General features: G+C 65.1%; 12 protein-coding genes. 7 read left to right on the forward strand and 5 right to left on the reverse strand.

Annotated features, from left to right (window positions below):
• Window positions 1-2,001, reverse strand: coding sequence for a cytochrome o ubiquinol oxidase subunit I (gene cyoB / locus E5A73_RS04895; protein WP_135962691.1), 2,001 nt, complete (start codon window positions 1,999-2,001; stop codon window positions 1-3).
• Window positions 2,002-3,057, reverse strand: a complete 1,056-nt coding sequence (gene cyoA / locus E5A73_RS04900; RefSeq protein ID WP_135962692.1) for a ubiquinol oxidase subunit II — start codon at window positions 3,055-3,057, stop codon at window positions 2,002-2,004.
• Window positions 3,058-3,187: 130 nt separating this feature from the next.
• Between cyoA and E5A73_RS04905 the strand changes: the two genes are divergently transcribed.
• Window positions 3,188-4,552 (forward strand): MFS transporter, encoded by a 1,365-nt coding sequence (locus tag E5A73_RS04905; RefSeq protein ID WP_135962693.1) that lies wholly within the window; start codon window positions 3,188-3,190, stop codon window positions 4,550-4,552.
• Between the two features lie 130 nt (window positions 4,553-4,682).
• On the opposite strand, the gene ligD is transcribed toward E5A73_RS04905, so the two are convergent.
• Both ligD and ku read right to left on the reverse strand, forming a co-directional pair.
• Entirely contained in the window at window positions 4,683-7,151 is a 2,469-nt protein-coding gene (gene ligD, locus E5A73_RS04910; RefSeq protein WP_135962694.1) for a DNA ligase D, read from the reverse strand.
• A 97-nt stretch (window positions 7,152-7,248) separates the two neighbouring features.
• Window positions 7,249-8,151, reverse strand: coding sequence for a non-homologous end joining protein Ku (gene ku, locus E5A73_RS04915; protein WP_135962695.1), 903 nt, complete (start codon window positions 8,149-8,151; stop codon window positions 7,249-7,251).
• Between the two features lie 93 nt (window positions 8,152-8,244).
• Here ku and pdxH point away from each other — a divergent pair, with 93 nt between their 5' ends.
• From pdxH to E5A73_RS04930, 3 genes are read left to right on the forward strand one after another with little or no spacing between them, the layout of a single operon-like run.
• Window positions 8,245-8,823 (forward strand): pyridoxamine 5'-phosphate oxidase, encoded by a 579-nt coding sequence (pdxH, locus tag E5A73_RS04920; RefSeq protein WP_135962696.1) that lies wholly within the window; start codon window positions 8,245-8,247, stop codon window positions 8,821-8,823.
• Window positions 8,820-9,734, forward strand: coding sequence for a cation diffusion facilitator family transporter (locus tag E5A73_RS04925; RefSeq protein ID WP_135962697.1), 915 nt, complete (start codon window positions 8,820-8,822; stop codon window positions 9,732-9,734). Before pdxH ends, E5A73_RS04925 begins: the two co-directional genes overlap by 4 nt.
• Complete coding sequence (locus E5A73_RS04930; protein ID WP_135962698.1) at window positions 9,731-10,519, forward strand: PhzF family phenazine biosynthesis protein; 789 nt, start codon at window positions 9,731-9,733, stop codon at window positions 10,517-10,519. The genes E5A73_RS04925 and E5A73_RS04930 overlap by 4 nt, the downstream gene beginning before the upstream one ends.
• A 26-nt stretch (window positions 10,520-10,545) precedes the next feature.
• On the opposite strand, the gene mnmA is transcribed toward E5A73_RS04930, so the two are convergent.
• On the reverse strand, window positions 10,546-11,655 hold the full coding sequence (mnmA, locus tag E5A73_RS04935) for a tRNA 2-thiouridine(34) synthase MnmA (protein ID WP_420822560.1): 1,110 nt from the start codon (window positions 11,653-11,655) through the stop codon (window positions 10,546-10,548).
• 157 nt (window positions 11,656-11,812) lie between these two features.
• Between mnmA and E5A73_RS04940 the strand changes: the two genes are divergently transcribed.
• From E5A73_RS04940 to E5A73_RS04950, 3 genes are all read left to right on the forward strand, one after another.
• Window positions 11,813-12,040, forward strand: a complete 228-nt coding sequence (locus tag E5A73_RS04940) for a hypothetical protein (RefSeq protein WP_240700032.1) — start codon at window positions 11,813-11,815, stop codon at window positions 12,038-12,040.
• A gap of 99 nt (window positions 12,041-12,139) precedes the next feature.
• Window positions 12,140-12,439 carry a CtrA inhibitor SciP gene (gene sciP, locus E5A73_RS04945; protein WP_100282480.1) on the forward strand — a complete coding sequence of 100 codons (300 nt, stop codon included), beginning with the start codon at window positions 12,140-12,142 and terminating at the stop codon, window positions 12,437-12,439.
• Window positions 12,440-12,629: 190 nt separating this feature from the next.
• Complete coding sequence (locus E5A73_RS04950) at window positions 12,630-12,881, forward strand: GlsB/YeaQ/YmgE family stress response membrane protein (RefSeq protein WP_135962700.1); 252 nt, start codon at window positions 12,630-12,632, stop codon at window positions 12,879-12,881.
• Window positions 12,882-12,930 lie beyond the last annotated feature (49 nt).

The raw sequence follows: 12,930 nt of genomic DNA on the forward strand, positions 1-12,930 counted from the left end.
TCACGCTCCCGCCGCGAGCAGCTTGGTGCGCGCGTCCTCGCTTTGCGCCACTTCGTCCGCGGGGATGAAGTAATCGCGATTATAGTTGAAGGTGTGGACGATCGCGACGACGAACAGCCCGGCCACGGCGGCGATCGCCAGCCACCACATGTACCAGATCATCGCGAAACCGAGCGCCATCGCCAGGCCCGACAGGATCACCCCCGCGCCGGTATTGCGCGGCATGTGGATCGGCTTGAAGCCGGTGGTCGGCCGCTGGGCATGGCGATCCTTCATGTCGTACCAGGCGTCGAGATCGTGGACCTGCGGCGTGAAGGCGAAGTTGTACGCCGGCGGCGGCGACGAGGTCGACCATTCGAGGGTGCGACCGTTCCACGGGTCGCCGGTGGTGTCGCGCAGCTTTTCGCGGTTGAGGATGCTCACTGCGATCTGGATGACGAAGGCGAGGATGCCGATCAGGATGATCCCCGCGCCGATCGCGGCGATGACGAAATAGATCTGCAGGCTCGGATCGTCGAAATGGTTGACCCGGCGCGTCGTGCCCATCAGCCCGACGATGTAGATCGGCGTCCACGCGACCCAATAGCCGACTACCCAGCCCCAGAAGGTGACCTTGCCCCAGAAGGGATCGAGCCGGAAGCCGAAGGCCTTGGGGAACCAGTAATCCATCGCCGCGAACAGCGCGAACACCACGCCGCCGATGATCACGTTGTGGAAGTGGGCGACTAGGAACAGCGAATTGTGGAGCACGAAGTCCGCCGGCGGCACCGCGAGCAGCACCCCGGTCATCCCGCCGACCACGAAGGTGATCATGAACGCGATCACCCACATCATCGGCAGCTCGAAGCGGATCCGGCCGCGATACATCGTGAACAGCCAGTTGAAGATCTTGGCGCCGGTCGGGATCGAGATCACCATGGTGGCGATGCCGAAGAAGCTGTTGACGCTGGCGCCCGAGCCCATCGTGAAGAAGTGGTGCAGCCACACCAGATAGCTCAGGATGGTGATCACCACGGTGGCGTAGACCATCGACGAATAGCCGAAGAGCCGCTTCCCGGTGAAGGTCGAGGTGATCTCGGAATAGATGCCGAAGGCGGGGAGGACGAGGACGTACACCTCGGGATGGCCCCAGATCCACACCAGGTTCCAGTACATCATCGGGTTGCCGCCGAGATCGTTGGTGAAGAAGTTGGTCCCCACATAGCGATCGAGCATCAGCAATGCGAAGGCGCCGGTGAGCACCGGGAAGATCGCGATCGCCAGCACGTTGCTGCAAAGCGCGGTCCAGCAGAAGATCGGCATCTTCATCATCGTCATGCCGGGGGCGCGCATCTTGATGATCGTGGTGACCATGTTGATCGCGGAAAGCGTGGTGCCGATTCCGGCTATCTGCAGCGCCCATAGATAATAATCCGGCCCGGTGTCCGGACTGTTCTGCAAGTTCGTGACCGGCACGTAATTGAGCCAGCCGCCGCGCGAAAACTCGCCGACGAACAGCGAGATCATGACGAGCAATGCACCCGCCACGGTGAGCCAGAAGCTCAGATTGTTGAGGAACGGGAAGGCGACGTCGCGCGCGCCGATCTGGAGCGGCATGATGTAGTTGACCAGCCCGACGATCAGCGGGATCGCGACGAAGAAGATCATGATCGTCCCGTGCGCCGAGAAGACCTGGTCATAATGGTGCGGCGGGAGGTAGCCGGGGTTGTCGCCGAACGCCATCGCCTGCTGGAGGCGCATCATGATCGCGTCGGAAAAGCCGCGCAGCAGCATGATGATGCCGAGGATCATGTACATGATCCCGATCTTCTTGTGATCGATGCTGGTGAACCATTCGCGCCACAGCCAGCCCCACAGCCGGTATTTGGTCACGACGCCGACCAGGCCGAGCCCGAGCAATCCGACGACGATGAAGGTCACGAGCAGGATCGGCTCGTGGAGCGGGAAGGATTCGAAGGTCAGGCGACCGAAGATCGTGCGCGCCAGCGATTCGGTGAACATTTAACGCTCCTGGTGCGAATGCGGTGCGGGGCTGGGCTGCGCGCCCGGCGGTGGGGTGAGGCTCTCGCCCCGGCCCTTCTCCTCGCCCTGCTTCATCAGCGCGCCCTCGGGCTTGCCCTTTTCGGGCATGGCGCCGTGGCCACCGCCCTGCATGCCGTGCATCCCGGTCCCGCAGGGGGTGCCGGGCTTTACGCAGCGCTTGAAGATGCGGTCGAACAGGTCCGCCTCGGCCCCCGAGAAATACATTGCCGGGACCTTGTCGGTAGGCTTTTCGAGCTCGAGGAAGCGCGCGGTGTCGAGCACCGGGCCGCTTGCCTTCACCCGCGCGACCCAATTGTCGAACCCGCCCTGGGCGACGCCGTAGAGCTTGAAGTGCATGTCCGAAAAGCCTGCGCCGCTGTAATTGGCGGACATGCCGTCATATTGGCCGGGCTTGTTGAGCACGGCGTGCATCGTGCTGCGCATGCCGGGCATGGTGTAGATCATTCCCGCCAGCGTCGGCGCGTAGAAGGTGTTCATCATGTTGGTCGAAGTGAGGTCGAAGCGGACCTGGCGGTCGATCGGGAGCACCAGTTCGTTGACCGTGGCGACGCCCTGCTCGGGATAGATGAACAGCCATTTCCAGTCGAGCGAGACGACCTGGATGACCAAAGGCTTGGCCTTGGGATCGATCGCCTTTTCGGCCGAGATCCGATTGATCGGGCGGAACGGGTCGAGCAGATGGGTGCTCCACCAGGTCAGCGCGCCGAGGCAGATGATGATCAGCAACGGCGCCGACCAGATGACCAGTTCGAGCGCAGTCGAATGGTCGAAATGCGGATCGTAGGTCGCGTCCTTGTTGCCGTCGCGATAGCGCCACGCGAACACGACGATCAGCGCGAGCACCGGCACGATGATCAGCAGCATCAGCGCCGTCGAGATATAGATGATGTCGCGCTGCTGGAGCGCGATGTCGCCCGCGGGATTGAGCACCGCGCGATCGCACGCCGACAAAGCGGCGAGCGGCAGCAGGGCGAGGAGCCGGCGTGCTGGGGACGTTGATATGACTTCGCGCATGGCCTCCGCCTATCCCGGCGCGCCCGTGCGCCGACAGTGGACATTTTGTCCTATCCCCGTCGCGGCGCTTTTCTGGTGCAACGCGCGTTCAAACGCAATAACACAGCCATAGGCTGCCGGAGCGAAAAGAATGAGTGCACCGATCGCCGCGTCGAACTCGACGCCGCTCGAACGCGATGCCCGGCTCGTCACCGCGCGCGATCACAAGATCGCGCCGGGCGAGATCGCCATCGGCGTGATCGTCGGCCGAACCAGCGAGTTCTTCGACTTCTTCGTCTATGCCATCGCCTCGGTGCTGGTGTTCCCGTCGGTAGTCTTTTCGTTCGTCGATCCGCTGACCGGCACGCTCTATTCGTTCGCCTTGTTCTCGCTGGCGTTCCTCGCCCGTCCGCTCGGCTCGGCGATCTTCATGTGGGTCGATCGCAAGCATGGCCGCGGCGTCAAGCTGACGATCGCATTGTTCCTGCTCGGCGGCTCGACCATGTCGATCGCCTTCCTGCCGAGCTACGACCAGATCGGATTCGCCGCGATCTGGCTGCTCGCCTTGTGCCGCGTCGGCCAGGGCGTCGCGCTGGGCGGCGCCTGGGATGGGCTGCCGTCGCTGCTCGCGCTCAACGCGCCCGAGAAGAATCGTGGCTGGTATGCAATGATTCCGCAGCTCGGGGCGCCCTTGGGGCTGATCGTCGCGGCGGGGCTGTTCGCGTTCTTCCTGTCGACCTTGTCGACCGAGGACTTCCTGTCCTGGGGCTGGCGCTATCCGTTCTTCGTCGCCTTCGCGATCAACGTGGTGGCGCTGTTCGCGCGGCTGCGGCTGGTCGCCACGCCCGAATTCGAGCATCTGTTCGAGAGCCGCGAGCTCCAGCCCGCGCCGTTCTGGGAAACCGTGCGGCTCGAGGGGCGGACGATCGCGCTCGGTTCGTTCGCGCCGCTCGCCAGCTTCGCCTTGTTCCATCTGGTGACGGTGTTCCCATTGTCCTGGGTGACCTTGTACCGCGGCGAGGCGGCGGAACGCTTCCTCGTCATCGAGATCATCGGTGCGGTGTTCTGCGTGCTGTCGATGCTCGCTTCGGGAATCATCGCCGATCGCGTGGGGCGGCGCGCGGTGCTCGGCGTGTCGGCGGCCCTGATCGCCGCCTATAGCGGGTTCGCGCCGCAATTGCTCGGCGCGGGCGGCTTTGGCGAGACGGTGTACATGCTCGCGGGCTTCGTCCTGCTCGGGCTGGCATTCGGCCAGTCCTCCGGCGCGGTCAACAGCAGCTTCTCGAGCGAGCGCCGCTATACCGGGGCGGCGACCACCGCCAATCTGTCATGGCTGCTCGGCGCCGGCTTCGCGCCGCTGGTCGCGCTGGCGCTTGCGAGCAATTTCGGATTGTGGTCGGTCGGCGTCTATCTGCTCTCGGGGGCGCTGTGCACGCTCGCTGCGCTCGGCATCAACAAGGAATGGGCACGCCGCAGCGAGTCCGCGCGCGATGCGGAGCCGGCGGCGCAGGGCTGATTGGCGTTTAGGCGATCCGTTCCCCTGCGAAAGCAGGGGCCCAGGGGCCACAGCGCACTGCTTGTCACCCTGGACCCCTGCTTTCGCAGGGGAACTGGTTGTCTTCAATTGAATGGGTCAATGCTGGACGTCACAAATCCGGCAGCGTCTGTTCGGCTTCGCCCCAGCCCTGGAGCGCGGGGCTGGTGGCGCGTTCGAGCAATTTATCGGCGTCGCGGATCGTATAGGCCTTGGCCGCTTCGAGTTTGCCCAGCTCGGTCCAGGTGATCGGCGCGGCGACGGGGGCGTTTTCGCGGGCGCGGGCTACATAGGGGAGGACCGCCGTAGCCCCGCGCTGGTTGCGCAGATAATCGAGGAAGATCTTGCCCTTGCGCGTCACCTTCTTGAGGTTGGCGGTGAAGCGTTCGGGCTCGGACTGGGCCAGCGCGCGCGAGAAACGCTCGGCGAAGCTGCGCACCGCCGGCCATTCAGCGGAGGGGATGAGCGGCACGACGACGTGCACGCCCTTGCCGCCCGACAGCAAAGGCCAGCTGGTCAGGCCGATATCGGCGAGATGGCCGTGAATGTCCTGCGCGGCTTTCTTGACCATCTCGAAATCGAGCCCCTCGTCGGGGTCGAGATCGAATACCAGCCGATCGGGCTTCTCGATATCGGCGACGGGCGCACCCCAGCCGTGGAATTCGATCGTCCCCATCTGGACGCAGGCCATGATCCCGTCGAGATCGTCGACATAGAGATAGGGCTCGACGCTGCCGTCCTTCTCGCGGACGTCGACATGGTGGACGTCGTCGCCGAAGCTGCCGGCGTCGTGCTTCTGGAAGAAGCAATGCTTGGCGCGGCCCTGCGGGCAGCGGACCAGGCTGATCGGGCGATTGCCGAGCCAGCGCAAGGCGATCGGCGCGACCGCAGCGTAGTAGTCGGCGAGCTCGCCCTTGGTGAGCCCCGATTCGGGATAGATCACGCGATCGCGGCTGCTGATCTTGATCTTCGACTGCGCGGCGGGGGCGGGGGCGGGGGTTTCGGGGAGCGGGGCGGGCTTCTCGGCGACGATCTCGCTCGGCTTCTTGTCCTCGCGCAATGCGACGAAGCTGGCGTGGCGGACGACGTTCTCGGCAGTGAACTCGGCGAAGGCGACTTCGGCGACGAGCTTGGGCTCGATCCAGTGCGCACCGCGCGCCTCCGGGCGCGGCACCTTCACCGGCGCCTTGTCCACGGCGATCTTGTCGAAGCGGTCGCGCAGGTCCTGGAGCTTCGCCTGGTTGAAGCCCGTACCCACCTTGCCGGCATAGACGAGCCCGTCGGGGCTGTTGACGGCGAGGAGGAGCGAGCGGAAGCCGCGACCCTTGGCGTCGCTCGGCGACCAGCCGACGATGACGAACTCCTGGCGGCGGATGCATTTGACCTTGAGCCAGGATTTGGTGCGGGTGCCGCGATAGGGCGCGTCGGCGCGCTTCGAGATCACGCCTTCATAGCCCTCGCGGCACATCGTCTCGAAGAGCTTTTCGCCGGCGCCGACGATATGCTCGGAGAATTGGATGCGTTCGTCGGCGCCTTCGAGCAGCGCGCGGAGCTTTTCCTTGCGGGCGAGCTGGGGAAGCTTGGTGGTGTCCTCGCGATCGGCGAGCAAGTCGAAGGCGAAGAAAGTCAGGCCCTCCCCACCGGTGGAGATCGCTTCCTGCAAGGTCGAGAAATCGGGCTTGCCGTCCTTATAGGCAATGATCTCGCCGTCGATCAGTGCGGGGGCTGGCAGGCCGGCCGCGGCTTCGGCGATTCCGGGAAATTTGTCGGTCCAGTCGAGGCCCGTGCGGGTGTAGATTTTTGGGCCCTTGGCGCCGGTGGCGATCAGCGCGCGATAGCCGTCATATTTGACTTCGTGGAGCCACTGGTTGCCGGCAGGGACGGCGTCGACGAGGGTCGCGAGCTGGGGTTTCTGGAATTCGGGGAGAGCCGCTTTCGATGGCGCGCGGAGTTTGGTCACCCGTGCCGTCGCCTGCGGCGATGCCTTGGCCGGCCGCTTCTCGGCCTTCTTGCCTTCGGCGATCTCCTGCATCGTGCGACCGGTCTTGACGCTGGTCAAAGCGGTCTCGACCAGAAAATCGGTGGCGCCGGCATGTTCGTCGGTGACCTTGCGCAGCAGCCAGTTCTCGCCTTTTTCCTTGCCGCGCGGCTTCAAGCGGATGAGCATCCACTCGCCGTTCATCCGCTCGCCTTCGAGGCGGAAATGGAGATGGCCCTGTTCGAGGTCCTTGGCGCTCTTGCCCGCGATCGGCTCCCAGACGCCGTCGTCCCACAGCATCACCGTGCCGCCGCCATATTGGCCCTTCGGGATGGTGCCTTCGAAATCGGCGTAGGAGAGCGGGTGATCCTCGGTGCGCACGGCGAGGCGCTTCTCGTTCGGATCGAGGCTGGGGCCGCGGGTGACCGCCCAGCTCTTGAGCACGCCGTCGACTTCGAGGCGGAAGTCCCAGTGCAGCCGCGACGCGTCGTGCTTCTGGACCATGAAGCGATTGCCGCCGGTATGCGCGATCTTGCCCGCGGGCTCGGCGGTCTGCGTGAAGTCGCGCTTGGAATTATATTTGGCGAGGAGGTTTTCGGCCATTAAATCGTCATCCCGGCGAAGGCCGGGACCCGGAGTCCCGAGCGATGTCCCATGCGGCGCTGGGCCCCGGCGTTCGCCGGGGCGACGGCAGAAAGGATCATGCCCGCTTCCTCGCCGGCGCCTTCTTCGCCGGGGCGGCGGGCTTGGCCGGGGCCTTGGCCGCGGTCTTCTTCGCCGGCGCCTTCTTGGCGGTGACCCCGGTGCTCGCCCCCGGCTTCTCGAGCGACTTCTTGAGCGCGGCCATCAGGTCGACGACGTTCGAGCCGCGGTTCGGCGGCGCGTCGGGATCTTCCTCGATGATCTTCTTGCCCTTGGCCTTCTTCTTGCGCTCGATCAGGCCCTTGAGCGCGTCGACATAGCGATCGTGGAACGCCTGCGGATCGAACTTGCTGGCTTTCTTGTCGATCAGCGTGCTGGCCAGATCGAGCAATTCGGGATCGGGCTCGCTATCGGCGATGTCGCGGAAATAGCCCTGCGCCTTGTTGACTTCGTCGGCGTAGCGCAAGGTCTCGAGCACCATGCCGCGGCCGCAGGGCTTGAGGCTGACGACATATTCGCGTCCGCGCATCGCCAGCTGGCCGAGCCCGACTTTCCGAGAGCGGCGCAGCGCCTCGCGCAGCACGATGAACGCTTCCTCGGCGAGGTCGTCGGCGGGGACGACGAAATAGGGTTTCTCGTAATAGAGCACGTCGATCTCGTCGGCATCGACGAACTGGGTGAGCTCGAGCGTCTTCTTCGATTCGAGTTTCACCGCGTCGATCTCGTCCTGTTCGAGCAGGACATATTCGCCCTTCTCGACTTCGAAGCCCTTGACGATCTCGTCGACATCGACCGGGCCGATGCCGGGCGCGGTCTTCTCGTATTTGATCCTTTTGCCCGAAGGCTCGTGGATCTGGTGGAAGCTGATCTGCGCGCCCGATTTGGTCGCGGAATAGATCTCGACCGGGATCGAGACCAGCGCCAGCCGGATCTGTCCTTGCCAATAGGCGCGCGCGGCCATGCGTTTAACTCCTCGTTGCGAAGCCGATTCAATTCGCCAGAGCGGAGTCCGTTCCTCGACACCAAAATGGTGTCGGCGTAGGAGACGGCTGCCATGACCATTGATCCCTTCCAGCTGTTCGATTCCTGGTTCGCCGAGGCGCGGGTCAGCGAGCCCAACGACTCCAATGCGATGGCGCTCGCCACGGTGGATGCCGGCGGCCAGCCTTCGGTGCGGATGGTGCTGCTCAAGGGGCACGGGCCCGACGGCTTCGTGTTCTACACCAACCGCGGCAGCCGCAAGGCGGGCGACCTGATCGCGAGCCCGCGCGCGGCATTGCTGTTCCACTGGAAGTCGCTGCGCCGGCAGATTCGGATCGAGGGTCCGGTCGTGCAAGTGACCGATGCCGAGAGCGACGCCTATTTCGCCAGCCGCAGCCGCGATTCGCAGCTCGGTGCCTGGGCCTCGGAGCAATCGCGGCCGCTCGACGCGCGGGCGACGTTCGAAGCGCGCTACGAAGACGTGCGCGCGCGGTTCGAAAGCGGGGAAATGCCGCGGCCGCCGCATTGGGGCGGGTATCGGGTGCGCCCGGAACGGATCGAGTTCTGGCAGGATCGCGAACATCGGCTCCACGAGCGCCGGCTGTTCCAGCGCCAAAGTGAGGGCTGGTCCGAAGGGCTGCTCTACCCGTGAGCAATCTTGCGCGGCGGGCGGCGCTGGCCAGCGTGGCGTGCGCAGTGCTGCTCGGCAGCCTCAAGGCATGGGCGGCGTGGCGGACCGGATCGGTGGCGGTGCTGGCCAGCCTCGCCGACAGCGTGCTCGACTTGGTGGCGTCGCTGGTCACCCTGGGCGGGGTGCATTGGGCCGCGCAGCCCGCCGACGACGATCATCGCTTCGGACACGGCAAGGCCGAGGCGCTGGCGGCGCTGTTCCAGGTCGCGGTGATCGCGGTTTCGGCGTTCGCGATCCTGCTGCGCGCGGGTCAGCGGCTGATGGCGCAACAGCCGAGCACCGACGCCGAATATGGCATCGGGGTGTCGCTGGTCGCAATCGCAGTGACGTTGGTGCTGACGCGCTATCAGCAATCGGTGGTTCGTCGGACCGGATCGATCGCGATCGGCACCGACCGGGTGCATTATCAGTCCGATCTGTTCCTCAACGGCGCGGTCATCGCGGCGCTGCTGCTCGAAAGCTATGCCGGGCTGGCCGGCGCGGACGCGGTGTTCGGGATCGTCATCGGGCTGTGGCTGCTGTTCGGGGCATGGCGCGCGTCGGTCGATGCGATCGACCAGCTGATGGATAAAGAATGGCCCGAGGCGAAACGCCAGCGCTTCGTCGAGATCGCCGCGCGCCACCCCGAACTGATCGGGCTGCACGATCTGCGCACGCGGACCAGCGGGGTGAAGGATTTCGTCCAGTTCCACATCTGGATGGACGCGCACATGACCCTGCTCGAATCGCACGACGTGGTCGAGCGGCTCGAGAAGGAGCTTGCCGAGGAATTCCCCGGCACCGAAGTGCTGATCCATGTCGACCCGGAAGGTCAGGTCGACGAACCCGGCAATCCGCTGGCCGAGACCGACTTGCTCAAGGATACGCGATGAAACTGCCCTTCACCCAGATCGACGCCTTTGCCGATCGGCCGTTCACCGGCAATCCGGCGGCAGTGTTTCCGCTCGATGCCTGGCTCGATGATGAAATGCTCCAGGCGATCGCCGAGGAGAACAATTTGTCCGAGACGGCATTCATCGTGCCCGATGCGAGCGACGAGGCCGATTACGAATTGCGCTGGTTCACCCCGGCGGCCGAAGTCGCCTTGTGCGGGCATGCGACGCTGGCGAGCGGGCATCAGGTGCTGACCCGCGAGCAGGATCGCGATCTGGTCCGTTTCCGCACGCGCCAGTCGGGAATCCTCGAAGTTGCGCGGCATGGCGATGGCTATCTGATGGAGTTGCCGGCCTATGCGGCCGAACCCGTGGCGGTTCCCGGGCTACTCGAGGCGCTGGGGGTGCAGGGCGAGACGCTGCGTCACCCGCGGGGCTATGATCTGATCGTGCTGGAGAGCGCCGAGGCGGTGCTGGCGGCCGCCCCCGATTTCCGCGCGCTCGCCGCGATCGGCGACACGCTCAACATCGTGACGGCGCCGGGCCGCGACACCGACGCGATAAGCCGCGTATTCGCGCCGGCGGCGGGGATCGACGAGGACCCGGTGACCGGATCGGCGCATGCGGTACTGGCGCCCTATTGGGCGAAGCGGCTGGGGCGGAACCACTTCACTGCATTCCAGGCGAGCCGGCGCGGCGGGTATGTCGGGTGCGAGCTGGCGGGCGAGCGGGTGATACTGGCGGGCAAGTGCGTGACGGTGATCGAGGGCGAGCTAAGGCTCTAAACTCCCTCTCCCATTGGGAGAGGGAGTCAAGCTACTGCCAATTCCGCGCGCTCGGTCTCGGCGATCCAGCCGCCGCCCAGCACGCGGTCGCCGGCATAGAGCACCGCCGCCTGTCCCGGCGCGACGCCATATTCGGGCGTTTCGAACATCACGCGCTCGCCATCGAATCGCGCCGGCACCGGCTTGGCCATCGAACGGACCTTGACCATGGTCGGCCCGACATGGTCGCCGCCGAGCCAGTTCACGCCGTCGATCCGCGCCGCGCGCACGGCAAGCGCGCGCTTCGGACCGACCACGACTTCGCGCGTCACCGGATCAAGCCGCAGCACATAATAAGGCTCGGCCGCGCCGCCGATCTCGAGCCCGCGACGCTGGCCTACGGTGAAGTGGATCAGGCCCTTGTGTGCGCCGAGCTTGCGGCCGGCCGCATCGACGATGTCGCCGTGCGTTTCGACTTCCGGGCGCAGTTTCTTGACCAGGCTGGCATAATCGCCGTCGGGGACGAAGCAGATGTCCTGGCTGTCGGGCTTGCCAGCGACGCCCAATCCCAGTTCGGCGGCGAGCTCGCGCACCCGCGGCTTGGGTAGCCCGCCCAGCGGGAAGCGCAGGAATTCGAGCTGCGCCTGCGTCGTGGCGAACAGGAAATAGCTCTGGTCGCGCGCGGGATCGGCGGCGCGGTGAAGCTCGGCGCCCGCGAGGCCTTCGACGCGGCGGACATAATGGCCGGTGACGAGGCAATCGGCGCCGAGATCGCGCGCCAGCGCGAACAGATCGGTGAATTTGGGCCCCATGTTGCACTTCACGCACGGGATCGGGGTGCGCCCGGCGAGATATTCGTCGGCGAAATCGTCGATCACCGTCTCGCGGAAGCTCGACGCGTGATCGAAGACATAATGCGCGATGCCGAGCTTGTCGCACACCGCCCGGGCATCGCGAATGTCGCGGCCGGCGCAGCAGCTGCCGGCACGCCCGACCGCCTCGCCATGATCATAGAGCTGGAGCGTCACGCCGATCGTCTCCGCGCCGGTCTGCGCCGCGAGCGCCGCCACCACCGATGAATCGACGCCGCCCGACATGGCGACGACGATCCGCCGCTTGGCGAGCGGCTCGGCCAGTTGAAAGTCTGCGGAGTTCACGGGTGCGCACATAAGCGCTTGTCGCCGCGCGATCCAGCCCGGGGCCGCAACGGATTGGAAAGGCAGGTTAAGCGAGCGTTCCCATCGGCTTTACGGCGCCTTCATCCCGATTGGCTAAAGCTGGCCGACTAAGAGAGAAGAGACTGGATTCGTATTCGTGGATTTGAGCTTTGCCAGACTGGATCGCGACGTGGCGGTCACCGCCATGCCGACCGAGCTGGCGGTATTGTTCGTCGGCATCGCCGCGCGTCAAGCGGCGAGTCCTACGGCATGCGCCCAGACCCGACTCGCTCTCGAGGCACCCGCCGACGCATTGCTCGCGCCGGCGCACGGCTCCTTCCACCGTGCTGCGGCAGTAATGGTGATGCGGTGGCAGAAGGAATGAAGGCGGCGTTTACCTAGGCGTTTTAGTCGTTGTTCAAGCGCCGGGCATAAAGGTGGTTGTGTTGAGTAACAGGGGCCCCCGCCCCGATGAGGCAAGTAGATGATTGAAAACCAGAAGATTCGTCCTGCGAAAGTGATCGGACCGCTCGGCGAGCCGCTGACGCTCGACACGCTGCCGCCACCGAGCACGACCCGCTGGGTCGTGCGCCGCAAGGCTGAAGTGGTCGCCGCGGTCAATGGCGGGCTGCTGAGCGTAGACGAGGTCTGCGAGCGCTACAGCCTCACCGTCGAGGAATTCGCCGGCTGGCAGCGTGCGATCGACCGTTCTGGGATGCCGGGTCTTCGCGTGACTCGCATCCAGCATTATCGTTCGCTTTACGAGCGCCAGCAAAAATACTGACCTAGCCGTCCCCTCTCCCATCGGGCCAGAGCGGCGCGTTTCCGGACAGCGGAAGCGCGCCGCTTTCCTTTCGCGCAGCGTCGATCGGCCGAAGTTCCGTGACCTGGATGAAATTCGATACGGAACCAATATGACCGGTCGGGAATTTTTGCTCCGTCGCCCGCCCGCCGGGCTCAACGGAGGGACTGTTATGAATCTTATCATTTGGCTCATCATCGGCGGTGTCGTCGGCTGGCTTGCAAGCATCATCATGCGGACCGATGGACAGCAGGGCATCTTCCTCAACATCGTGGTAGGCATCGTCGGCGCCGCGATTGCCGGCTTCCTGTTCGGAACCGGAATCAACCAGGCCGTCACCGTGACCACCTTCCTGTATTCGCTGGTCGGTGCGATCATCCTGCTCGCGATCGTGAATCTCGTTCGCCGCGGCTCCGTTCGCTAAGCATTGCGCACGTAACAAAAAGGGGCTGCCCGAAAGGGCGGCCCCTTTT

The sequence above is a fragment of the Sphingomonas gei genome, from assembly GCF_004792685.1.
Lineage (GTDB): Bacteria > Pseudomonadota > Alphaproteobacteria > Sphingomonadales > Sphingomonadaceae > Sphingomonas > Sphingomonas gei.